The sequence below is a fragment of the Bacillus sp. EKM208B genome (genome assembly GCF_011800725.1).
GTDB classification, from domain to species: domain Bacteria; phylum Bacillota; class Bacilli; order Bacillales; family Bacillaceae; genus Bacillus; species Bacillus velezensis.
Window position 1 is genome coordinate 70,671 of sequence record NZ_JAANHO010000012.1, and the last position, 23,748, is coordinate 94,418.

The window sequence follows — 23,748 nt, forward strand, 5'->3', positions numbered from 1 at the left end:
CCAAATTGCCATTAGAAAATGGTTGAATAATCATTGAAAGCGTTTTATATTTTTAATTACAACACTTTCCCCGGAAGCACCCCCCATGTGCCGCATCCCCCACAACTAGAAAATCTGGAGGCGCGTTTCATGTATATGACAGCGAGAGAACAAAAATTAATGAAACATCTTTTACTGCAGAACCGGTACGAAACAGTGCATGAACTGGCGGAAGCTTTACAAGTCAGCACAAGAACCGTTCACCGCGAGTTAAAAACCATCAAACCGCTGATGGAATCATTCGGTCTGGCACTTGATAAACAGCCCGGCAAAGGACTGAAAGCGGTAGGAAACCCGGAGGACAAACAAAAACTCCTGTCAGACCTGTCCTATGAACAGCAAGAATACAGCGCTGAGGAGCGGAAACTTTTAATCCTATGTTCACTATTAGAGTCCCAAGATCCGATCAAGCTCTACAGCCTGGCGAACGAACTCCAAGTGACAAACGCGACGATCAGTTATGATCTTGATGAGCTGGAGACTTGGATTGCGCCCTTCGGCTTGACGCTGATCCGAAAAAGAGGCTTCGGCATTCAGCTGACGGGACCGGAAAATGCGAAACGGAAAATCGTCGGCAATCTCATGGTCAACCGCCTTGATATTCAAAGCTTTTTGGAAGCGGTTGAATTGAATATTAAAGGAAAACCCGACGCTGATGATAAAATGTTCGGCGTCGTAAATAAAGCGGAACTTTTGAAAATGGACCGGCTCTTGATCCAGCTCAAGGAAAAAATTTCGATCGCCTTATCTGACAGCTCCTATATGGCGCTGGCGGTTCATTTAACCTTTGCGATGGAGCGGATCAGACTCGGAGAAACCATCACGATGGAGGCTTCTGAACTAAAAGCGCTGCAGCAGACGAAGGAATACGGCTCCGCGCTCGAAATGGCAAAAGAGCTTGAGAAAGCATTCGGCGTTTCGATACCGGAGGCTGAGATCGGCTATATCACCATCCATTTACGGAGCGCCAACCGCCAATACAAAACCGAATTCAAGCCCGAGAACATTGAAGTTGAAACGGCTTTGCAAACAAAGCAGCTGATCGGCTTCATTTCAGAAAAAATTAAAATAGATCTGAGGGAAAACGGCTCTTTATACGACGGTTTAATCGCCCATCTCGAACCAGCCATCAACCGGGTAAAAGAGAGTATTGACATGTACAACCCGATGACTCAGCAAATTAAACGCGACTACTTCCTGCTGTATATGGCCGTAGAAGAAGGAATGGAAAAATTCTTTCCGGGGCTTCATTTTCCTGATGATGAGATCGCTTTCATCGTTCTGCACTTCGGCTCCGCCCTGGAAATCAAACGGGAAGAAGCGAAAATCAAAGCGCTGATCGTCTGTTCAAGCGGCATCGGGTCGTCCAAAATGCTCGCATCCAGACTGAAAAAAGAGCTCCCGGAAATCCGTTCCTTTGATATGTCTTCCCTTATTGAACTGAAGGACCGTGATACCGCCGCATACGACATGATCGTGTCCACTGTGCCGATCCCGTATGAAAACATTGATTATGTCATGGTCAGTCCGCTTTTAAATGAAGAAGACGCCGATCAGGTCAAGCAGTACATCAAAAGAAAGATTCCGCTGATTCTTGACAAGAAAAGAAACGGCAGAAGAGAAGAGAACCAGCCGGAGACGCCTGATATGCTGGAAGCGGCCGGGCGTATGGCGCATTATGCGGCGGTTATCCAAAGCGTGCTGCGGAACTTTTCGATCAAATCCATTGATTCAAACATGGCGTATGAGCTGTTTTTGAACCGTATGTTTGCCATGCTGGAGGAAGAAGGATTGGTTCATCATGCCCGAAAAACCGCACAGCGCCTTGCAGAGCGTGAAGAACAGGGCGGACTCGGCATTCCGGGAACGGCAATGGCGCTGTACCATCTCAAAAATGAAGAAATTGTCACGCCTTTTTTCAAAATTTATGATTTGACAGCTCCATGCAGTGTCAAAGGCATGGACGGAAATTCCCTGACCGTTGGCCGCGCTTTAGTGATGATGGCGCCGGCTGATATGCCCGCTGAAGGGTCGGAAATACTAAGTGCGGTCAGCTCGGCCATCATTGAATCCGAAGCCAGTATAAAAGCCTTCCAGACTGAGGATCAGGCCGATTTATACAAACGTTTAAACAAGCTGTTTTATCATTTCATTCAGGAGAAAGGACAGCGGTAAACAGGAAGCGCACACCTCATGTGGGGTGTGTTTTTTTGTGCATGTATGAGGGTAAGGGGAAGGGAAGAAACTAAAAACACGGGACTATTGTATCATTCACCGATGGAATAGTTCTAAAACAAAATAGTTTTACAAGTTATATTTTTTGGTTTAAAATGGGTTGCGTGAGAAAGAAAATCTGACAGAGTTTTTTTGTGATTTATCATTATGGGAGATGAAAATATGGAGACATTACAGCATCTGATTCTGCATGACATTTCAAATAGCGAAGAGATCGAAGCTGTAAAAAGCGGTGCGTATACCCTGACCTACGCGGAATATCGAAAACGAATCAACCAGCTTGCACAAGCGCTTCTTGATAAAGGAATAAAAAAAGGCGACAGAGTGGCGATGCTTTGCAAAAACGGCCACGCGGCATCCATTGTCATGTTTGCGGCACTCGAAATCGGCGCGGTGGTTGTGCCGGTCAGCTGGCAATTAACACCTTACGAAATGAAAGGCATTTTAGCAGCCTGTGAACCGAAAGCTGTTTTTTACAGCACTGAATTTAAAGAGATCATGGAAGAAGTGCTTCCTGCGCTTGCATCTTCTCTTAAACTGAAGGTCGTAACAGGAACAGCTGCGGAGACAACGCCTGAGTTTGACGCTTTATTGACAGGCTCCGGTGATACACCGGATGTCGAAACGGTGTCTGAAAACGATACGGCATTGCTGATGTTTACCTCAGGTACAACCGGCAATCCGAAACGCTGCATGATCACTCACGGCGGCATATACAACTACGTAAACGCGACATTGGCATACACGGGGAGAATGCAGCATGTCCGCTTCTTAGCATGCCATCCGAATTACCATACGAGCGCGATTATCTGCCAGATGGTCGGCACGATGAGCGGAACGACATTCATTATGACAGACAATCAGGACCCTGTGGAAAACTTGAAGCTCATCGAAAAAGAGAAAATTCAAACCGTGATGGCGCTGCCTGTCTATTACACATACCTGCTGAAAGCATGGGAAACGCATCAGACTGACATGTCTTCTATCGTTTATATGATGACGGGAGGCACAAAGGTGCCAAGCAGTCTGATCCAGCAGTATCTCGACATCGGCATCCCGCTCATGCACGGATACGGAAGCACGGAAGCATGGGGCATCAGCTCTTGGAATCCGCAAATGGGAATGGATAAAGCCGCTTCCGCGGGTAAACCGATGGAAGAAGTGGACGTCCGCGTTGTAGATCCGGAAACAGGTGAAGTCCTTCCGCAAGGCTCAATCGGAGAAGTCGTTGTGACAAGTCCGTTTTTATTCAAAGGCTATGAAGGTAACGAAGAAGCGACACGAAAAGTGCTGAAAGACGGCTGGTTCCATACCGGCGATTCCGGTTATGTGGATGAAGACGGATTTATCTTTATCACCGGACGTTATAAAGATGTCATCATCTACGGCGGGGACAATATTTATCCCGACCAGATTGAAGAGGTCATTCAGCAAGTGCCGGGAATTCTCGAAACGGCGGTTGTCGGTATCCCTGATCCGCTCTACGGCGAAAAGCCGAAAGCGTTCATCGTGACAAACGGCAGAGAAGGCCTGACAGAAGAAGAAGTGACCCGATTCCTTCAAGAACGTCTTGCCGCCTTTAAAATTCCGGAAATTGAGTTCGTCAGCGAACTTCCGAAAAACAACCTTGGAAAAGTGAGAAAAGACGTGCTCCGCAAACAAGCGGTACGTTCATAATAGAAAATAAAAACCCGGCTGCCAGCCGGGTTTTTTTCTTGCGTTCCATGTGAAACATTTTTCTCCGAAAACGTTTTGAACTGTCTCATTCATGTTTATCCAAAAGACAGCCGAGGTAGACAAGAAATATGAGATCGAACAAGAAGGAGGAACTCGACATGGAAAACTATCCGAAGGAATTCCCGGCGGAATCACAAAACCGCCAGCCGGGCATTGAGAGCGAAATGAATCCGGCGCCTGTTTATGAATACAAAGAATATAAAGGCGCTGATAAATTAAAAGGGAAAACCGCACTTATCACAGGGGGCGACAGCGGTATCGGACGCGCCGTAGCGGTTGCTTACGCGAAGGAAGGCGCAAATGTCGCGATCGTCTATTTTGATGAACATGGTGATGCGGAAGATACAAAAAAACGAGTGGAAGAAGAAGGCGTAAAATGTCTGTTAATCCCCGGCGATGTCGGTGAGGAAGACTTTTGCAATGAAGCCGTTGAAAAAACGGTTGAAGAATTCGGGCGTCTTGATATTCTCGTGAATAACGCCGCGGAACAGCATCCGAAAGAAAGCATTAAAGACATCACAAGCGAGCAGCTTCACAGAACCTTTAAGACAAACTTTTACTCACAATTTTATTTGACTAAAAAAGCGATTGATTACATGAAGCCGGGCAGCGCGATCATCAATACGACATCCATTAATCCTTACACAGGCAATCCGCAGCTGATTGACTACACGGCTACGAAAGGCGCGATTAACGGTTTTACGAGATCCATGGCGCAAGCGCTCGTCAACGACGGTATCCGTGTCAACGCCGTGGCGCCGGGGCCGATCTGGACACCGCTTATTCCGGCGACATTCTCAGAAGAAACAGTCGCTTCCTTCGGTCAGACTACGCCGATGGGCCGGGCAGGCCAGCCTGTTGAACATGTCGGCTGCTATGTGCTCTTGGCCTCAGATGAATCATCTTATATGACCGGGCAGACGCTGCATGTCAACGGCGGCAAATTTGTGACCACATAAGGGGGCTGAAGCATGACGATATCGAAACATGACGTGAATGCATACTATCAAAAAGCGGGAATCGTTCTGACTGATGATGAAGTCGAAGACATTCAAATCATGGATTACGGCTTAGGCAAGCTTGAGGAAACCGGGCTTCAGCTGTTTATTTACGTGAATACCGACCGCTACTGTTCGAAAGAATTGGTGCTCTTCCCGGGCCAGACGTGTCCGGAACACCGCCATCCGCCGGTCGGCGGCGAGAAGGGAAAACAAGAGACATTCCGCTGCCGCTGGGGGAAGGTGTACCTCTACGTAGAAGGTGAAAAGACAGAGAACCCAAACGTCCTCCCGCCGGAAGAAGACAAGGAATACTACACCGTCTGGCATGAGATTGTGCTTGAGCCGGGCGGACAATACACCATTCCGCCGGATACGAAACATTGGTTTCAAGCGGGAGAAGAAGGGGCGGTCATTACGGAAATGTCATCGACAAGCACGGATGATCACGATGTTTTCACCGACCCGCGCATTTAAGGATGAGGCTGTACGCCTCATCTTTTTTTGTATGGAAAAAAATGAATTTACCTGTATAATGGCTAATAAAGGAAAGAAGGTGTGGTCGTGTTTTCCTGTCAAATCCGGGAACATCTGACGATCAGATTGCTTGCCAAAGAAGATACGGACGAATTGTATTCTGTTATGAAGCGAAATCAAAACCATCTCAGCGAATGGCTCAGCTGGGCGGAAGAACTGGCTGATATTGATACGTACCGAGATGTGATCATCCCTGAATGGCGCTATAAATACGCGGAAGAGAATGGGTTTGACGCCGGAATTTTTGTGAAGGGCCGGTTTTGCGGCATGATCAGCATCCATAATGCCGATACAGTCAATCAAAAAGCCGAGATCGGCTACTGGCTGGATCGAGAGCATGAAGGATTCGGCATTATCACCGCAAGCTGCCGGGCGGTCCTCACCCATGCATTTCAGGATCTCGGCCTGAACCGCATCATGATCAGCGCGGCTGAAAAAAACACGAAAAGCAGGGCGGTGGCGGAGCGGCTCGGATTTCAGAAAGAAGGACTGACGAGAGAAGGCATTTTCGTACAGGGCGCCTATCATGACACGGTGAACTACAGCATGCTGAAGCGGGAATGGAGCGAAGATCGGCAGAAGAGCACATTTCTTGGTTTAAATGTCTCCCCAATGTGGAAAAGTAACAGCGGAGACGTTAAAAAGGAGTGATTCTTCATGAATCAAAATGAAATCAAAGAAAAAGTGCTTGAAGTACTGGATCATCATAAAGTCGGTTCGCTTGCGACGGTAGAGCAAGGCAAACCGCATTCACGCTACATGACATTTTTCCATGACGGCTTAACGATTTACACGCCGACGAGCAAAGACACTCATAAAGCGGAAGAAATTGAAAACAATCCGAATGTTCATATTCTGTTAGGGTATGACTGTGAAGGATTCGGAGACGCTTATGTGGAAGTGGCCGGAACCGCCAAACTGAACAACTCAGCCGATTTAAAAGAAAAGCTGTGGGATCCGAAACTGGAACGCTGGTTTGACGGAAAAGACGATCCGAACCTGGTGATTCTTGAAATTGAACCGAAGCAGATCAAGCTCATGAACGCGGGTGAAAAAACGCCGGCCGAGCTGGAACTTTAAAAATCATTTGATCATTCAGGGGCAATCTGTTATACTTAATTGCTAAGTGACAACATGCAAATAAAAAAGAAAGTAAACTTCTTTTTTCTGTTTTGATATAGAAGCTTCAGGCTTCAAAGGACAGCTTGAAAAAAAGCTGAGCTTATTCTTTTCCTTCTGACATTCGCCCCTAACGAAGAGATGGAAAAAAGACTTTTTGTTTTACAATTCACACCGGCGCGGCTTCGGAGCCGCAGTGACGATTGAGAGGTAGGGCTTTCGTTGTCTTGTGTTCAAGAACTTCCATGGTGTTTACTTTCGAAGAATGATTCTGTCGGAACTGTTAATACGAATCACCCGCGGGCTAAGGCGGGCAACCATATATTATTTATTTGCGTAAGAAAAGAATAAGACAAAACCGCGCCGGGCATCCGGGCGGTTTTTTTATGCAACCGGCCGAAACCTCGCCGCAGTCTGCAGAGTCTAATCAGTAGAAAAGATTTGGAGGAATCATACATTGCACGTTATTACTTCACAAGTACTGTTTATCTTCTGTTTTCTGCTGCTGATACATTCGATTGAAACGCTTGCCTATGCAACACGCCTTTCCGGCGCGAGAGTCGGTTTTATCGCGTCCGCGCTGTCATTATTTAATGTCATGGTCATCGTGTCGCGCATGTCAAACATGGTTCAGCAGCCGTTTACCGGACATCTGATTGATGCCGCCGGATCAAACGCCCTGTCTCTTGTGGGCGCCCAGTTTCGATTTTTAATATTCGGCTCCACGGTCGGAACGATACTCGGCATCTGTCTTTTGCCGACATTCGTCGCGTTATTCACCAGGGCGATTATACACTTGGCAGACGGAGGAGGCTCCGTCATGCAGGTATTTAAAAAAGGATTTTCACTGAACGGGCTGAAGCATGCGCGTTCTTATATCAGACTGCCGTCAGTCTCCTATTTAAAGGGGCTTCAATTCCGAATGATCCCGAAACGCTTGTTTGTCATTAATATGGTCATTACGTCTATTTACACGATCGGTGTTCTGTCCGCTCTGTACGCCGGCCTTCTGGCGCCTGAGCACAGCACGACGGCCGTGATGGCATCAGGCTTAATCAACGGAGTTGCGACTATGCTGTTGGCTGTGTTTGTTGATCCGAAAGTTTCCGTACTGGCAGACGATGTGGCGAAGGGCAAGCGCAGCTACGTCTCCTTAAAATGGACATCATTGACGATGGTCACATCAAGGGTCGCGGGCACGCTTCTCGCTCAGCTCGTATTCATCCCCGGCGCTTATTATATCGCCTGGGTGACGAAATGGATGTAACGCATGAAAAAAGCTCCTCTTCTGCAGAGGAGCCTTTTTATTGATAATGTCTCAGGCCGCGATCATAAATAAAATTACCGAACGGAATAAAGGCCGCGATAAAACCGGCGGCTGACCATTTCACATGCCATTTGACAGTAAACGCCGCATACGCCAGCACCGCCAGATAAATGATAAACAAACCGCCGTGAATGGAACCGGCAATGGTGACGGCGAGCGGATGATGAGCCCAATACTTCAGCGGCATCGCGATAAACAGCAGCACCAAAAGCGACATTCCTTCAATAAACCCCATCGTGCGAAGTCTGCCGATCGGCGTGTGTAACATACAGCTCCCTCCTGTCGGACATCTTTTTTCCTCTATACTATAAGCAAAGGGCAGTCCTAATATGACCATTTCGCGTCAGTTCCTAAAAAACCTTTATTAATTCAGCCTGTTGTTCTTGTCATTTTTCGGATTTCTCTTGATAATATAGCCAAAAGGGTAAGGAAGGACTACAGTCATGAAACTAGATAATGTGGATCTGAGCATCATTAAAGAGCTGCAGCGGGACAGCCGCCTGTCCATGCGGGAACTGGGCAGAAAAATCAAATTGTCAGCCCCGTCCGTCACAGAGCGTGTCAGACAGCTTGAATCCTTCGGCGTCATTAAGCGCTATACATTGGACATTGATCAAAAAAAGATTGGGCTTCCCATCTCCTGCATTGTCGAAGCGACGGTGAAAAACGGGAAATACGATCAATTCAAAACCTACATTCAATCCATTCCCAACATTGAATTTTGTTTTCGGGTCGCCGGGGCGGCGTGTTATATGCTGAAGATGAACGCGGACAGCCTGGAAACGATCGAACACTTCATCAACCGCACCTCTCCGTATGCCCAAACCGTGACCCACGTCATTTTCTCAGAAATTGACACAAAAAACGTCCTCGATTAGAGGGAGCGTGAGGAAGTCTGTTATAATAACAGGATGATTGTGAAAGAAAGAGAAGTGAAAAGCATGTCAAAAACAGTTGTATTAGCTGAAAAACCTTCAGTCGGCCGGGACTTGGCCCGCGTTCTGAAGTGTCATAAAAAAGGAAACGGATATCTTGAAGGCGACCGCTACATCGTCACATGGGCGCTCGGGCATCTGGTAACGCTCGCTGACCCTGAAGGATACGGCAAAGAATTTCAATCATGGCGGCTTGAGGATCTGCCGATTATTCCGGAGCCTTTAAAGCTCGTCGTCATTAAAAAAACAGGAAAACAGTTCAATGCGGTCAAAGCTCAGCTTGTCCGGAAAGACGTCAGCCAGATCGTAATCGCTACAGACGCAGGACGGGAAGGGGAGCTTGTGGCCCGCTGGATTATCGAAAAGGCAAACGTCCGCAAACCGATTAAGCGGCTATGGATTTCTTCTGTGACAGATAAGGCGATTAAAGAAGGATTCCAGAAGCTCCGCAGCGGCAAAGAGTACGAAAACCTGTATCATTCCGCGGTTGCCAGAGCGGAAGCGGATTGGATCGTCGGCATCAACGCGACCCGCGCCCTGACGACGAAATTTAACGCACAGCTGTCATGCGGACGCGTTCAGACTCCGACACTGGCGATGATCGCCAAGCGTGAAGCGGATATTCAGGCGTTCAAACCCGTTCCTTATTACGGTCTCCGCGCGGCGGCTGATCAGATGACGCTGACATGGCAGGATAAAAAAACAAAGCAGACAAGAACGTTCGATCAGACGGTGACCGGCCGTTTGACAAAAGATCTGCAAGGAAAGCCGGCAGTCATTTCAGAATTGAAAAAAACGGTGAAGAAAAGCTTCGCTCCCGGTCTTTACGACTTGACGGAATTGCAGCGGGACGCTCATAAGCGCTTCGGTTTCTCCGCAAAAGAGACGCTGTCCGTGCTTCAAAAGCTGTATGAACAGCATAAGCTTGTCACTTACCCGCGGACGGATTCCAGATTCCTTTCCGCAGACATCGTGCCGACTTTAAAAGACCGTTTAAACGGCATGGAAGTTAAGCCGTACGCACAGTACGTCAATCAAATACTGAAGCGGGGCGTCAAGGCGCATAAAGGATTCGTCAATGATGCGAAAGTATCGGATCACCATGCCATCATTCCGACAGAGGAGCCGCTGATCCTTTCAAGCCTCAGCGACAAAGAACGAAAACTTTACGATCTGATTGCCAAACGTTTTCTCGCCGTGTTAATGCCGGCGTTCGAATACGAAGAAACAAAGGTTACAGCCGATATCGGCGGCGAAACATTTACCGCAAAAGGGAAAACGGTTCAATCGCCGGGCTGGAAAGCCGTGTATGATATGTACGAGGATGACGACGATCATGAGGAAGACAAAGACCAGACGCTCCCGGATCTTCAGCAGGGTCAGCGCCTCACTGTCTCATCACTGAAAGAAACGAGCGGACAGACGAAACCGCCGGCGCGCTTTAATGAAGGCACGCTGTTATCCGCAATGGAGAACCCAAGCGCCTTTATGCAGGGAGAAGAGAAGAACCTTGTGAAAACATTGGGTGAAACCGGCGGACTCGGAACAGTCGCCACCCGCGCTGATATCATTGAAAAACTGTTCAACAGTTTCTTAATCGAGAAAAAAGAAAAAGATATTTTCATTACGTCAAAAGGGAAGCAGCTCTTACAGCTCGTCCCGGAAGATTTAAAATCGCCGGCCTTAACCGCTGAGTGGGAGCAAAAGCTCTCCGCCATCGCAGCGGGCAAACTGAAATCCGCCGTGTTCATTAAAGACATGAAAACATATGCGGGCAAAACGGTGAAGGAAATCAAAAACAGCAGCCAAACTTTCAGACATGACAACATTTCAGGCACCGCCTGCCCTGATTGCGGCAAAATGATGCTTAAAGTCAACGGCAAACGCGGCACGATGCTCGTATGTCAGGATCGTGAGTGCGGCAGCCGGAAAACGCTGGCAAGAAAAACAAACGCCCGCTGTCCGAACTGTCATAAGAAAATGGAGCTTCGCGGCCAGGGCGAAGGCCAAACCTTCGCATGTGTATGCGGCTACCGGGAGAAACTGTCCGTCTTTGAAAAGCGCAAGGCGAAAGATAAATCCGGACGCGCATCCAAGCGGGACATCAACTCTTATATGAAAAGCCAAAACAAAGAGGAGCCGATGAACAACGCGCTGGCAGAACAGCTGAAAAAACTCGGCCTGGATAAATAGATCAGAGAAAGGCAGCATTTGTAACGAAATGCTGCCTTTTTTTGTGTTTTTTACTGTAATGGGAATACGATCCTGTGAAGAGGGAAAAGGTGAGCAGGCGGTGCTCCCATTTAAAATTTTCCAATGTGAAAAAATGCTAGTATTCTTTTATCGTTTCCTATATAGTAAAAATACTTTGTGAAAAAATAAGATATGGGTCTAAAAAAGGATTTGTAAAATAGGAGGATAGACTGTGAAGCAATTCGTTTTTCGTCTGATGATCCTTTTGATTTCGATCGTTCTGACGGCGGGGTGCGCGGAGGCCGGCACTGAAAAACAGGCGGCGGCCGAACCGTCCGGACCGCTTCAGCCCGCAGAGCATTTTATTTATCATAAATTGATGAACGGGCGGGGGATGATCCGGACGAACATATCCGGTGAGCCGGAATATTTATCTGAGTCTCTCGGACTATGGATGGCATTTTTGCTGAACAGGAAAGATGAACGGCAGTTTCAAGCGCAATATCAGCTTCTCACCGATTCGTTTCTGACGAAAAACGGGCTCGTGTCGTGGAAGATTGACGGGAATAAAGCGAGCGGCACCAATGCCTTAATTGACGATTTCAGAATTATGAACTGTCTGAATGAGGCCGGAACCCTGTGGGGTAACAGTGAATACGGGAAAACAGCGGTGCAGATCGGGAAGGCGCTGGAAAAATACAATACGAATGACGGGTATTTTACGGATTATTATGATGCCGCTTCAAATGCCGCATCAAAGACCGTGACGTTGTCCTATGTCGACCCCGGCGCCTTACAGATGCTCAGAGAAAAGGGGATTATCGATGAGAAAACGGAAAACCGGAACCTTGATGTTCTCAATCTTGCGCCTCTGAAAAATGGTTTTCTGCCGAAATCGTTCAATACTGAAACAAAGGAATACAAATATGACAGCGAAGTGAATGTCATCGACCAGCTGTACGCCGCCGTGAATCTGAGGCGGGGCGATGACAAAGCCACCGTGCTGTCAAAATGGATCATAGAAGAATGGAAGTCGCGCGGACAGCTGTACGGACGGTACATCGCAGACACGAAGGAGCCGGCGGTTCAATACGAATCACCGTCCGTTTACGCCCTGGCCGTTCTTTTTTTAGCAGAACAAAAAGCTGATCCGGCTGTCATCAAGCCGCTTTATGAAAGAATGACTTCATTTGAAACACTGGACACGCTGAAACCTGATTACGGCGGCTATATGAGCGGGGGCGATACACATTCTTTCGATAACCTGCTGCCGCTTCTGGCTGAAAGGAAATTGTTTAATGAACATATCATTCAATGAATCACAAAAACTGTGCAGCTACACAGCAGTTATGCTGGTGCTGCTGTCTTTTTTTATTTACTATGCGTCTCAGCAATCCGCAGGGCTTCTGATAACCTGCATCACATTGCTTGTCACGGGAGCCGGCATATGGTTCGGGGCAATCTACGCGCTCGTCATCACCTTACTCGTCTTATTTGTTCTCGGCAGCCTGCTCCTGTGGTTTCAGACCGGGGGCTTTATGGCGTCTGCCGGTGCCGAAAGTCTGCAGGTGCTGGTCATTTGGGGGATTGCGCTGCTGCTCTTTTCTTACATAGCGGGAAGGATTCACGAGTTGGCGAAGGGGCTTGAGCGCTCAGTGAAACAGCTGCGTGAAGAGATTACGAGCTTTGTCGCCGTCGACAGGGTGACCGGCTTTGACAACCATCTGCGGATGAAGCTGGAGCTTTCTGAGGAAATCAAGCGGGCGGAACGCTACGGCAATTCCTTCGTCTTTTTGCTGCTGCACATGCATTATTTCAAGGAATTCAAATCCCTCTACGGAGAAAAAGAGACCGACCGTCTGCTGGCATTTATCAGCCGCCAAATCCGGTCAAGCGTTCGGGAAACAGACAAAAAATTCAGGCCGTCCGCCGAACGGTTCGGCATCGTGCTGACCCATACGCCTGAAGAAAACATGCCGGCCGTTCTGGCGAAGCTGAAAAAGGAATTGGATACGTACCGGCTGCAAAACGGTAAATACGTCTCCATCACCTTCCGTGTATGTTACTTGGCGTACCGAAAGGATTTACAAACGGCCGAGCAATTTTTAAATGAACTGGAAAACGAGATGATGATGAATGAACTCTAAATGGATACGTCTCTTACTCTCGGCGCTCTTCATGATTTCGGCGGTTTATGTTCCCCTTACGGCGGAAGCAAAAGACAAAAAGGACGGCATTCTCATTATTTATACAAGCACGGACGGCAAAGAAACCGCTGAGGTCAAAATGCTTGATCTGACCGCGGGCCATTTCTCATCAGCCGTCACCGTGAAAAGCGACGGAGACATCACAGCCGCGGACCTCAAAAAGAATCGGCGCGTCATCTATTACGGCGTCACGAAAAAAAAGCTCAGCACATCATTTGTGTCACTGATCAGCAGCATGCCGCAGCAGCTTATCAGCATCGGCTATAACGCCGGACAGTTCCGCCAATTTGCGGGTTTGTCCCTGACAGAGAAAGAAACGGTATACCGCATTTACGGCAAAGAAGAAAAAACAGACATGCCGCTTGAAAAAGGGATGTCCGTGCTCGGCGTATCGGGAGTAAAAGGGAAGTCCCTTTATACATACCGGTCCGGTGACGGCGGCACCCGCCCTTTTATGTGGAAAACGGCGCGCTCTGACTATTATTTCGGTGTGACGAGCCTGTTAAATGATTCGTTTCTGACGGCGAAAGCGCTGCGCAGCGCTTTCGGAGAATCAGCGGGCGGCACCCTCCTTTATTTGCGGCTTGAAGACATCAGTCCGATGTCAGATGAAACATTGCTTTACGAAGCGGGTGCTTACCTGCATAAAAGACACATTCCGTTTATTCTGGCGGTCATTCCGGTCTATCTCAATCCGGAAAACGGAGAAAAAGTATACCTGGCGGACAAGCCGAAAATGGTCAGCGTCCTGAAAAAACTTCAGCAAATGGGCGGCAGCATCATTATTCACGGCTACACGCACGCATACCGATACAGCGAAACGGGAGAAGGCTTTGAATTTTGGGATGCCAAAGCGGATCAGCCGATTACGTCAGAAAATGCGGATGATACTCCGGTCAAGCTTGAAAAGGAACAGGATTTTCCGAATGAAAAAGCGTACCGGGCGTATGTGAAGCCTTTCCGTGAAAAAGAAAACATCTACACGAGAACGAAGCTGGAGCAGGCGATTGACGATCTGACAGAGCTCGGCCTTTACCCGCTGTCATTCGAAGCGCCGCACTATACGATGTCTGAAGAAGGCTACAAAATCGCATCTTCTTATTTCTCCAGCATTTTCGGACAAGTGCAGCTCAGCGGCACGACGTGGAAAACCTCGGGCGCCCCTCCGTTCGTCTCAAAGCCGGCTATGCTGGACGGGATGACGCTGTACCCTGAAACAATCGGTTATGCCGATAACTCAAAGGAAAATCCGCTCGGAGATATGGAGAATCATATTTCGCAGATGATTGATTTCGGCGGCGGAGTGGCGGGCGGTTTCTACCATCCGTATCTCGGCATGAAATACCTCCCCGAGCTCGTCAATCAGATGGAGCGGATTCCCGGCGGCGAGTGGCTCGATCTGAAGAAAACGAAGCAAACGGTAACGTCGGACAGCGTCAGGATCAAAACGGACGGAGACGGAACCATTCATGTGGAAAACAAGATTCATCCGATAACGGCCTTTTTCAATCACCATCAGCAGACGCCTCTGGAAAAAGCGCTTTGGATTCTCTCCGGCGTGGTGTTATTGTTTATCATCATGTTCGCCTGCTACGTTCTTTATTTGCGCGCCACATTAAAAAAACGAATCTTTAAGGAGAGAAGAAGCCTTGAGTAACATTCTGTTTTTTATCTCATTAAGTTTAATATGGGTGATGCTTCTCTATCACATGTTTCTGATGCAGGGCGGATTCAGGCATTATATGACCTTCGAACGGAACATTCCGAAATGGCGCGCAAAGATGGGGGAGCTCCCGAAGGTCAGCGTGCTCATTCCCGCGCATAATGAGGAGGTCGTCATCAGGCAGACGCTGAAGGCGATGGTGAACCTGTATTATCCGAAAGACAGGCTTGAGATCATCGTCGTTAATGATAATTCCTCCGACCGGACGGGAGACATCGTCAATGAATTTTCCCGTCAGTATGACTTCATTAAAATGGTCATCACAAAGCCCCCTAACGCCGGAAAAGGGAAATCTTCGGCGCTGAACTCAGGGTTCGCGGAATCGAACGGAGACGTGATCTGCGTGTATGATGCGGACAATACGCCGGAAAAAATGGCGGTGTACTACCTGGTTCTCGGTCTGATGAATGATGAGAAAGCGGGAGCGGTTGTCGGGAAATTCCGTGTCATCAACGCGCCCAAAACGATTCTGACGAAGTTTATCAATATTGAAACCATCTGCTTTCAGTGGATGGCGCAGGGCGGCAGATGGAAATGGTTCAAAATCGCCACCATCCCGGGGACGAACTTCGCGATCAGGCGGAGCATTATCGAACAGCTCGGCGGCTGGGATGATAAGGCGCTGGCGGAGGATACCGAGCTGACCATCCGCGTGTATAATCTCGGCTACCATATCCGCTTTTTCCCGGCGGCCGTGACATGGGAGCAGGAGCCTGAGACATGGAAGGTCTGGTGGCGTCAGCGGACAAGATGGGCGCGCGGCAACCAATACGTCGTTCTCAAGTTTTTATCCCAATTTTTCAAGCTGAAACGCAAGCGGATCATCTTCGATCTGTTTTATTTCTTTTTTACGTATTTTTTGTTTTTCTTCGGTGTGATCATGTCAAACACGATTTTTATCATCAATCTTTTTTACGACCTGCATCTGGCAGTCGGGTTTTTGGCGATGATTTTGTGGATACTGGCCTTTTTCCTGTTTATGACTGAGGTCATGATTACTTTAAGCATTGAAAAAACAGAAATGAACAAACAAAACTTCTTTATCGTATTTCTGATGTACTTTACATACTCTCAGGCTTGGATCGTGCTCGTCATCTGGTCATTATTCACAGAGATCAAGCACCGCTTGTTCAAGCAGGAAGTCAGGTGGTACAAAACGGAGCGATACAATCAAAATAAAAGCGGGTGACCTTTTTGAAAAAAGCGATCATATTGATAACTGGCCTTTTGCTATTGATGTATAACGGGCAGGCGGCCGCGGCCCGGGAACTGAAAACGGACGGTTCCGCCCTCGGAACAAGCGCCGGCGCAAAAGAGCAGCAGGCGCTGACTGGCGATCTGATGACACTGTACGGGGCGAAAGACAGCGCAGAGCTGACCTATCAGATTCCTGCGGGAGCTTCGAATGCCGATCAGTCGCTTCTGATTGATTACGAGGCGTCAAACTTATTAATTGCCCCGTCTTCTTTAACCATTGTCATTGATGATGAACCCGTCAAATCCATAAAGCTTGACGGCAGTTCCAAGCGGAAAACGGTGAAGCTCAATCTCAGCAAAAGCCAATCCGCCCAAGGCTATCACAATGTATCATTACGATTTTACGGCGTATTAAAAGAGGGCGTCTGCGTCAGGCAGGATACGTCAGGCAACTGGATAAAAATTTATCCGGACAGCCGCCTTGTACTTTCAGAAGCAAGCAAGTCAAAGGGAGCGGATCTCGGCCATTTCCCGTATCCGTTTGCCCAATCAGGCAATACGGGTGAAGAAACCGATATTATTCTTCCTGACAAACCGACCTCGGCGGAAGCTGAAGCCGCAGTCAAAACAGAAGCATTTCTGAAAACGGCAGACAGCAGGCTGAAGGTATCCTATGTAAAAGAATCCGACGCCGGCAAAATCAGCAATCCGTCAATTGTCATCGGCGCTGATCAGCATTGGAACGGGAAAATAAAAGAACTTTTCGAACAGGGGAACATCAAAGCGGAAGACAACAAACTTCTTCTCGCTGAACGGGTTCTGACATCAGGGGACAAACGGCAGCCCGTCCTGTTTGTCACGGCGCAATCAGACAAAACGCTGGCGGATAAAATCCGCGTCATCACAGACAGCGCTTATTCAGCTCAGCTGGGCGGAGATACTTTGACAATCGGCCGCCTTCAGCCCGCTGCGGAAAAGACAGGCAATAAACTGACATTAGAGGACTTCGGCGCGGGAAATGTAACGATCGGATCAAACAAAACGGCGTCAGAGCACTTCTTTTACCCTGCGGCGGCCGCTGTTGATAAAGACGGTAAGGTCAAGCTTTCACTTACATTAAAAACGTCGGAATCGATCCGGACGAAGGCGGATTCAGCAAATGACGCCGAGAGAGCGGAGCTGAACGTCATGGTCAACGGACAGCCGAATGCGGTGCGTCTTGATGATCTCGGCAATAAAGATAAAGACGGCTTTTACCACGTCTCAATCCCGATTGATCCGAAGCTTTTGCGAAGCAGCAGGTACATTGATCTGCAATTTGTCACATCAGGCTTGAAACATAACAATCCGTGTATCGACCGTGACGAAAACAAATGGGTCTATATTGATAAAAGCAGCACGCTGACGTATCCGGTAAGCGATGCGGCGCAGAAAGCTGATTTCGGGCAATGGCCGCTCCCGTTTGCGGGCGGCGGGAAAGAGAAAACAGTGATCGTCATCCCGGATGACGTAAACATGCAGACACTGAAAGAGCTTTCTCTGGTGGCGGATTCATTCGGAAACGGCTTTACCGTAAAGACGGCATCAGACATGAAGGAAGCGGATGCCAAAGGCCGGAATGTTGTGTTTATCGGAGGCCTGCCGCAAATTCCGCTTTTGAAATCAAACGCTTCTAAGCTTCTCGTGCCCTCAGACCGCAGCGGCGCGTACGATGTTTCTTCGTTTCAAATGCTGAATGAGACAACGAAACAAGTCGCGTTTACCCAGGAATCACCTTGGGACTCCGGCCGGAGCATCGCTGTTTTTGCTCCGTTATCAGGAAGCGGCGCGTCTGTCACAAAAGAGCTGATCAGCTTTTTAGACAGCACAAGCGATGCCGCAACCGTCATTAACGAAACGGCCGGCCGGCAGCTGTTTTCGAATCATCAGCAAATCAAGTCCGATGACAGCAGTCCATCGGCTGATACGAAAAGCCGTTCCGCACCACTGAACGTTACGTATATTGCTGTTTTCGCGGCGCTTATGATCATTGCGGCCGGTCTGATCTGGCTGACGGCAAGAAGGAAAAAAAGAAAAACGGATCATGAAAAAAGCGAAGAGTAATGAAGGAAAAAGAGGCCGTTAACAGGCCTCTTTTTTTGTATTTTCATTTCCATTTTTGGCGGTGATTTTTTTATTTTTGAAACAGCATAAAAGCCCCTTTACAACTGAACGGGACGGGAGTATGATCTCTTTTATAATCTATATCGCTTAATCTGTAATCAGAGCGGGGGAACCAATTTGCGGCGCGTGATGCCGCTTGGGGTGAATCCTTTTTCAGGTAGGGCCAACTCTCATCAGCCCGAATCCGACAGCTAACCTCGTAAGCGTTCATGAGAGGAGATGAATGAAACCTGTGCACGATTATGGCGCAGGGGCATCCGTTTGCCTCTGTGTCTTTTTGCTGTGCTGAAATATGGCATGCAATCGTTATTCGGAGACATCATAGCAGTAAGGGTTTGTAAATCAAACGGAAAATGAAAAAAAGGGGAAAACAACAAATGTACCATTCAATCAAAAGATTTTTGATTGGGAAACCGCTGAAATCACAGGCGGCCGGAGAGCAGAAACTCACGAAACTCAAGGCGCTCGCCATGCTTTCTTCAGACGCGCTGTCATCAGTTGCTTACGGAACGGAACAGATTCTGATCATTTTGGCTGCGGTAAGCGCGGCCGCGTTTTGGTATTCCATTCCGATCGCAGCCGGTGTTCTCATTTTGCTGCTAGCTTTGATTCTGTCCTACAGACAGATTATTTACGCTTATCCGCAAGGCGGGGGCGCTTATATGGTTTCAAAAGAAAACCTTGGTGAGAAGCCGGGTCTGATTGCGGGCGGCTCATTGCTTGTTGATTATATTCTGACGGTGGCGGTAAGCATTTCTGCCGGAACTGACGCCATTACATCGGCATTTCCGGCCCTGCACCCGTATCATTTGCTCATTGCTGTTTTGCTTGTAATTCTGATTATGATTTTAAATTTGAGAGGACTGTCAGAGTCGGCGTCCATTTTGGCGTATCCCGTCTATCTGTTTGTGGCGGCGCTTGTCCTTTTGATCGTCGTCGGACTGTTTAAGCTCATGACGGGCCAGGTTCATCCGGCCGAACACACGCCGATCGGCACACCCGTGGCGGGCATCACGCTGTTTTTGCTGCTGAAGGCCTTTTCATCCGGCTGTTCGGCACTGACCGGTGTGGAAGCCATTTCAAACGCGATCCCGGCCTTTAAAAATCCTCCGGCAAAAAACGCGGCCCGCACTTTGGCCATGATGGGGATTCTGCTGGCGATCTTATTTACGGGGATTACGGTGCTGGCGTACGGATACGGCACGGGACCGAAGCATGACGAGACCGTTATTTCGCAAATCGCCGCGGAAACTTTCGGACGGCATACGGTGTATTATTTCATTCAAGGCGTTACATCCTTGATTCTCGTGCTTGCGGCGAATACGGGCTTTTCCGCTTTTCCGCAGCTGGCGTTTAATTTAGCGCGCGATCAGTATATGCCGAGAATGTTTACGGTACGAGGCGACCGATTAGGATTTTCAAACGGAATCATCTTTCTCGGTATCGCGTCCATCTTGCTCATTCTTTTATTCGGCGGCCGCACGGAACATTTAATTCCGCTTTATGCCGTCGGCGTGTTCATTCCGTTTACGCTGTCGCAGACGGGAATGTGCATCAAGTGGATCAGGCAGAAGCCGAAGGGCTGGGCGGTAAAAATGCTGATCAACTCATGCGGCGCCGCCATTTCATTTATGGTGCTGTGTATTTTATTCGCGACGAAGTTCAATCTTGTCTGGCCGGTGCTGTTATTCATGCCTGCTGTCGTCATGCTGTTTTTCGTCATTAAAAATCACTACACCGCGGTCGGCGAACAGCTGCGGGTCGTTGATCAGCAGCCTGAGGAAATCAGGGGAACCGTCGTCATCGTGCCTGTCGCCGGTGTCACCACCGTCGTCCAAAAATCGATTCAGTATGCGAAATCATTATCGGATCAGGTCATTGCGGTTCATGTTTCCTTTGACAGAGAAAACGAAAAAAAGGTGGAAAAGCGCTGGGAAGAGCTTCATAACGGCGTCCGCCTCGTCACCCTGCATTCCTCATACCGCAGTCTGGTTCACCCGTTTGATAAATTTTTGGAAACGGTCGAACAAAAAGCGAAAAAAGAACAGTTCTCCGTGATGGTGCTGTTTCCGCAATTCATTACGAAAAAACGCTGGCAGACCATCCTTCACAACCAATCAGCCTTCTTGCTCCGAGTCCGGCTGTTTTGGAAGAAGGACATCATCGTCGCCACCCTGCCGTATCATTTTAAAAAGTAACGGCAAAGACCGCAGGCTGAAATGCCGCGGTCTTTTTTGTAAAGGAGGACGCCATGGCTCAAGGCGCTTTTGTTATCATTCAAAATGACGGGCGGGGCATATTGCTCGTAAAACGGAAAGACATTCCCTTATGGGATTTGCCCGGGGGCAGGATCGCAGAAGGTGAAACACCTGAATCCGCAGCCGTAAGAGAGGCCTTCGAAGAAACCGGTTATAACGTGACCATCATAAAAAAAGCCGGTGAGTATGAAAGGCCGGCATTTGAAGATACACAACATGTCTTCATCGGAGCCATTACCGGAGGAACACCGCTGATGAACGGGCCGGAAACCGCCGCATTACGCTGGTTTTCCCCAAACCGGCTGCCGCTGTTCATGGTGCCGAACAGGAAACTCCAAATAAAAGACGGACTCAATGGGGCGGCAAATCGTAAGGCAGTCCTTAAAGACCGAAATCTGTTATCCATCCTTGATCTGCTGAGAAAAAAGCTGAGAGTATAGCCCGTGTTTCAACCCGTATGAAAAAGGGGATGAATACAGGTAAAAGGAGGATGCAGTATGCCAAGTAAAACAGCAGGACACGTAATGACGGAGCTGCTTGAACAATGGGGAGTCGGTCATATATACGGCATTCCCGGAGACAGCATTAATGAATTTATCGAAGAACTGAGACATGAACGAAATAACCTGACATTCATCCAAACCCGGCACGAAGAAGTCGCAGCCCTGGCCGCCGCGGCTGAGGCAAAACTGACCGGGCAGATCGGTGTCTGCCTTTCAATCGCAGGACCGGGGGCCGTTCATCTGCTGAACGGTTTATACGACGCCAAAGCGGACGGCGTTCCGGTGCTGGCGATTGCGGGACAGGTGGCTTCCGATGAAATCGGCCGTGACAGCTTTCAGGAAATCAAATTAGAGCAAATGTTTGAGGACGTGGCGGTGTTCAACCAGCAAGTACATACGGCAGAAGCGCTGCCCGATCTTCTGAATCAGGCGATCCGCACGGCTTACAGCAAAAAAGGCGTTGCCGTTTTAACCGTTTCTGATGATTTATTCGCGCAAAAAATCAAACGGGAGCCGGTTTACACATCGCCGATATACCTCAAAGCCGATATAGAGCCGAAAAAAGAACATCTCGTGACATGCGCGCAATATATTAACAACGCAAAAAAACCGGTCATTCTCGCCGGCCAAGGGTTAAAATCGGCAAAAGAGGAGCTGCTCGCATTCGCCGATAAAGCGGCCGCTCCGATTGTGATTACCCTTCCGGCAAAAGGCGTCGTGCCTGACAGCCATCCCCACTTTCTCGGGAATCTCGGGCAAATCGGCACAAAGCCCGCCTACGAAGCAATGGAGGAATGCGATCTGCTGATCATGCTCGGCACATCGTTCCCATACAGGGATTATCTCCCGGATGATACGCCTGCCATTCAGCTTGATTCGGATCCGGCGAAAATCGGGAAGCGCTATCCCGTCAATGCGGGAATCGTCAGTGATGCGGCTCTGGGACTGAAAGAGCTGACGGAATACATTGAATATAAAGAAGACAGAAGATTTTTGGACGCCTGCACCGAGCACATGAAGCATTGGTGGAAGGAAATCGAAAAGGATGAAACCGAAGCGACTCATCCGCTCAAGCCGCAGCAGGTCATTGCCCGGCTTCAGGATGCCGCCGCAGAGGACGCCGTCCTGTCGGTGGATGTCGGAACGGTTACGGTGTGGATGGCCCGCCATTTTAAGATGAAGAAGCAGGACTTTATCGTCTCAAGCTGGCTCGCCACGATGGGATGCGGGCTTCCGGGAGCGATTGCCGCAAGCCTTGCCGAACCTGAACGGCAGTCCATCGCCATTTGCGGAGACGGCGGATTTTCAATGGTGATGCAGGACCTGCCGACGGCTGTTAAATATAAACTGCCGATTACGGTTGTCATATTAAACAACGAAAATTTAGGCATGATTGAATATGAACAGCGGGTCAAAGGCAACATTGACTACGTCACCCAGCTGCAAAATATGGATTACGCCGCTTTTGCAGAAAGCTGCGGGGCAAAAGGCATCAAAGTGACGAAACACGAGGAATTGGCTCCCGCTTTTCATGAAGCGCTCAACTCAAATGAGCCGGTCGTCATCGACGCCGTCATCGGCGACGAGCCGCCGCTTCCGGGAAAAATCACTTACGGCCAAGCGAAGGGCTTCAGCAAATACATGCTGAAAAACTTCTTTGAAAACCAAAAAATCGAAATGCCGTCACTCAAGAAAAGCTTAAAACGGCTGTTTTAAGAAGCCGGTGGTTATAAAAAAATAAACAGGCAGCATGCCTGTTTATTTTTTTAGGCTTTCTTATTGATGATTATTTCTTTACTGACCCCTTCCATGGTAAGGAAGTGGTCAGCAGTTTGAACCCGCTTGGAAGCTTAGAGGACGGGAACCGTAACCGAAAGTATATCGTATTAAAATCTGCGGAAACGGTAAAGAAAATCGTAAAATCTGCAGCTAGCAAGCGATGGCTGATAAAAAAGCTTTTGGAGGGCCAGGACAGTTCATAACAAACGTGGTTCGCACATTAGCATCGCACAGCCCTTATCAGCAAAAACAGGAACAAAGACTGGCGTGGCGACGTACACCGTCAAGAAGGGAGATGTCCTCCCTGTAATTGCACAGAAAACTGCCGTAAACATGGCCACCATCCAGAGATTGAACAGTATCAAGGACCCGAATTTTATCAAAGTCGGCCAAGTATTAAAGCTGACGGACTCGGCCAGCTCTCCAACAAAAGGAAAAAAATCATCTTACACGCTGCCATCGGGCGTTTTTAAAGTGACAAGCCCCTTAACTAAGGGAACGGCCGTGAAACAGATCCAGACAGCTTTGGCAGCTCTCTATTATTATCCGGACAAAGGGGCAAAGAACAACGGAATAGATGGCTATTACGGTTCGAAAACAGCAAACGCGGTCAAACGATTCCAGTCCATGTATGGACTGCCTGCTGACGGCATTTACGGGCCGAAAACGAAAGCAAGGCTTGGAGAAATGTTAAAAAGGGAATAAAAAAGCAGGCTCTAAAGGGACTGACCCCTGTTTTTGAGACAGGGATCAAAACACCTTCATACAGCCAATTGCCGATATTGTATCGGCGATTGG

Annotated in this window: 18 protein-coding genes, 1 pseudogene and 1 riboswitch; of the genes and pseudogenes, 18 read left to right on the forward strand and 1 reads right to left on the reverse strand. The window is 48.5% G+C overall.

All coding sequences use genetic code 11. The annotated features are described in order from the left end of the window. Positions 1 to 129 precede the first annotated feature (129 nt). The 7 genes from G9F75_RS17835 to G9F75_RS17865 all read left to right on the forward strand — a co-directional run bounded on the left by G9F75_RS17835 (position 130) and on the right by G9F75_RS17865 (position 7,932). On the forward strand, positions 130 to 2,214 hold the full coding sequence (locus G9F75_RS17835; protein WP_167409282.1) for a BglG family transcription antiterminator: 2,085 nt from the start codon (positions 130 to 132) through the stop codon (positions 2,212 to 2,214). A gap of 222 nt (positions 2,215 to 2,436) precedes the next feature. After that, the gene (locus tag G9F75_RS17840; protein WP_014416929.1) at positions 2,437 to 3,951 is read left to right on the forward strand and encodes a class I adenylate-forming enzyme family protein; all 1,515 of its coding nucleotides are present in this window, start codon (positions 2,437 to 2,439) and stop codon (positions 3,949 to 3,951) included. A gap of 158 nt (positions 3,952 to 4,109) precedes the next feature. Next, positions 4,110 to 4,970 (forward strand): SDR family oxidoreductase, encoded by an 861-nt coding sequence (locus tag G9F75_RS17845; RefSeq protein ID WP_007410307.1) that lies wholly within the window; start codon positions 4,110 to 4,112, stop codon positions 4,968 to 4,970. Positions 4,971 to 4,982: 12 nt separating this feature from the next. Further along, positions 4,983 to 5,486, forward strand: coding sequence for a D-lyxose/D-mannose family sugar isomerase (locus tag G9F75_RS17850; protein ID WP_103527142.1), 504 nt, complete (start codon positions 4,983 to 4,985; stop codon positions 5,484 to 5,486). An 87-nt stretch (positions 5,487 to 5,573) separates the two neighbouring features. Next, positions 5,574 to 6,197: a GNAT family N-acetyltransferase gene (locus G9F75_RS17855; protein ID WP_103527141.1), complete on the forward strand. Its 624-nt coding sequence runs from the start codon at positions 5,574 to 5,576 to the stop codon at positions 6,195 to 6,197. Positions 6,198 to 6,203: 6 nt separating this feature from the next. Then, positions 6,204 to 6,626, forward strand: coding sequence for a pyridoxamine 5'-phosphate oxidase family protein (locus G9F75_RS17860; protein WP_003156270.1), 423 nt, complete (start codon positions 6,204 to 6,206; stop codon positions 6,624 to 6,626). A 496-nt stretch (positions 6,627 to 7,122) separates the two neighbouring features. Then, positions 7,123 to 7,932 (forward strand): lipid II flippase Amj, encoded by an 810-nt coding sequence (locus G9F75_RS17865; RefSeq protein WP_014416933.1) that lies wholly within the window; start codon positions 7,123 to 7,125, stop codon positions 7,930 to 7,932. 37 nt (positions 7,933 to 7,969) lie between these two features. Here G9F75_RS17865 and G9F75_RS17870 read toward each other — a convergent pair whose 3' ends face one another. Further along, positions 7,970 to 8,260, reverse strand: coding sequence for a DUF3817 domain-containing protein (locus G9F75_RS17870; RefSeq protein ID WP_007410179.1), 291 nt, complete (start codon positions 8,258 to 8,260; stop codon positions 7,970 to 7,972). Between the two features lie 175 nt (positions 8,261 to 8,435). Here G9F75_RS17870 and lrpC point away from each other — a divergent pair, with 175 nt between their 5' ends. From lrpC to G9F75_RS20355, 11 genes and pseudogenes are all read left to right on the forward strand, one after another. After that, on the forward strand, positions 8,436 to 8,870 hold the full coding sequence (gene lrpC / locus G9F75_RS17875; protein ID WP_015416842.1) for a transcriptional regulator LrpC: 435 nt from the start codon (positions 8,436 to 8,438) through the stop codon (positions 8,868 to 8,870). 63 nt (positions 8,871 to 8,933) lie between these two features. Further along, entirely contained in the window at positions 8,934 to 11,120 is a 2,187-nt protein-coding gene (locus tag G9F75_RS17880) for a DNA topoisomerase III (protein ID WP_167409283.1), read from the forward strand. A gap of 232 nt (positions 11,121 to 11,352) precedes the next feature. Beyond that, positions 11,353 to 12,438 carry a hypothetical protein gene (locus G9F75_RS17885; RefSeq protein WP_061890425.1) on the forward strand — a complete coding sequence of 362 codons (1,086 nt, stop codon included), beginning with the start codon at positions 11,353 to 11,355 and terminating at the stop codon, positions 12,436 to 12,438. Next, on the forward strand, positions 12,419 to 13,267 hold the full coding sequence (locus G9F75_RS17890) for a diguanylate cyclase domain-containing protein (protein WP_061890426.1): 849 nt from the start codon (positions 12,419 to 12,421) through the stop codon (positions 13,265 to 13,267). The genes G9F75_RS17885 and G9F75_RS17890 overlap by 20 nt, the downstream gene beginning before the upstream one ends. Then, a complete protein-coding gene (locus G9F75_RS17895; RefSeq protein WP_022552610.1) occupies positions 13,257 to 14,984 on the forward strand; it encodes a DUF2334 domain-containing protein in 1,728 nt (575 codons plus the stop codon). The genes G9F75_RS17890 and G9F75_RS17895 overlap by 11 nt, the downstream gene beginning before the upstream one ends. After that, entirely contained in the window at positions 14,977 to 16,239 is a 1,263-nt protein-coding gene (locus G9F75_RS17900; protein WP_095061589.1) for a glycosyltransferase family 2 protein, read from the forward strand. The genes G9F75_RS17895 and G9F75_RS17900 overlap by 8 nt, the downstream gene beginning before the upstream one ends. Positions 16,240 to 16,244: 5 nt before the next feature. Next, positions 16,245 to 18,350, forward strand: coding sequence for a cellulose biosynthesis cyclic di-GMP-binding regulatory protein BcsB (locus G9F75_RS17905; protein WP_128496457.1), 2,106 nt, complete (start codon positions 16,245 to 16,247; stop codon positions 18,348 to 18,350). 134 nt (positions 18,351 to 18,484) lie between these two features. After that, positions 18,485 to 18,631, forward strand: a riboswitch (cyclic di-AMP (ydaO/yuaA leader). A gap of 156 nt (positions 18,632 to 18,787) precedes the next feature. Then, positions 18,788 to 20,608: an APC family permease gene (locus G9F75_RS17910; RefSeq protein ID WP_025649980.1), complete on the forward strand. Its 1,821-nt coding sequence runs from the start codon at positions 18,788 to 18,790 to the stop codon at positions 20,606 to 20,608. Positions 20,609 to 20,661: 53 nt separating this feature from the next. After that, positions 20,662 to 21,108, forward strand: coding sequence for an NUDIX hydrolase (locus G9F75_RS17915; protein WP_061890428.1), 447 nt, complete (start codon positions 20,662 to 20,664; stop codon positions 21,106 to 21,108). Between the two features lie 57 nt (positions 21,109 to 21,165). Further along, positions 21,166 to 22,887: a pyruvate oxidase gene (locus tag G9F75_RS17920; protein WP_014416943.1), complete on the forward strand. Its 1,722-nt coding sequence runs from the start codon at positions 21,166 to 21,168 to the stop codon at positions 22,885 to 22,887. A gap of 504 nt (positions 22,888 to 23,391) precedes the next feature. Next, positions 23,392 to 23,655 (forward strand): annotated as a pseudogene (locus tag G9F75_RS20355) (peptidoglycan-binding domain-containing protein); the annotation flags it as partial. Positions 23,656 to 23,748: the final 93 nt, after the last annotated feature.

What these genes read in the sequence shown, in the direction of transcription:
- G9F75_RS17920 (WP_014416943.1), top strand. Translation starts at nt 21,166, where the DNA reads ATGCCAAGTAAAACAGCAGGACACGTAATGACGGAGCTGCTTGAACAA.
- lrpC (WP_015416842.1), top strand. Translation starts at nt 8,436, where the DNA reads ATGAAACTAGATAATGTGGATCTGAGCATCATTAAAGAGCTGCAGCGG.
- G9F75_RS17845 (WP_007410307.1), top strand. Translation starts at nt 4,110, where the DNA reads ATGGAAAACTATCCGAAGGAATTCCCGGCGGAATCACAAAACCGCCAG.
- G9F75_RS17895 (WP_022552610.1), top strand. Translation starts at nt 13,257, where the DNA reads ATGAACTCTAAATGGATACGTCTCTTACTCTCGGCGCTCTTCATGATT.
- G9F75_RS17890 (WP_061890426.1), top strand. Translation starts at nt 12,419, where the DNA reads ATGAACATATCATTCAATGAATCACAAAAACTGTGCAGCTACACAGCA.
- G9F75_RS17850 (WP_103527142.1), top strand. Translation starts at nt 4,983, where the DNA reads ATGACGATATCGAAACATGACGTGAATGCATACTATCAAAAAGCGGGA.
- G9F75_RS17910 (WP_025649980.1), top strand. Translation starts at nt 18,788, where the DNA reads ATGTACCATTCAATCAAAAGATTTTTGATTGGGAAACCGCTGAAATCA.
- G9F75_RS17915 (WP_061890428.1), top strand. Translation starts at nt 20,662, where the DNA reads ATGGCTCAAGGCGCTTTTGTTATCATTCAAAATGACGGGCGGGGCATA.
- G9F75_RS17840 (WP_014416929.1), top strand. Translation starts at nt 2,437, where the DNA reads ATGGAGACATTACAGCATCTGATTCTGCATGACATTTCAAATAGCGAA.
- G9F75_RS17835 (WP_167409282.1), top strand. Translation starts at nt 130, where the DNA reads ATGTATATGACAGCGAGAGAACAAAAATTAATGAAACATCTTTTACTG.
- G9F75_RS17860 (WP_003156270.1), top strand. Translation starts at nt 6,204, where the DNA reads ATGAATCAAAATGAAATCAAAGAAAAAGTGCTTGAAGTACTGGATCAT.
- G9F75_RS17870 (WP_007410179.1), bottom strand. Translation starts at nt 8,260, where the DNA reads ATGTTACACACGCCGATCGGCAGACTTCGCACGATGGGGTTTATTGAA.
- G9F75_RS17880 (WP_167409283.1), top strand. Translation starts at nt 8,934, where the DNA reads ATGTCAAAAACAGTTGTATTAGCTGAAAAACCTTCAGTCGGCCGGGAC.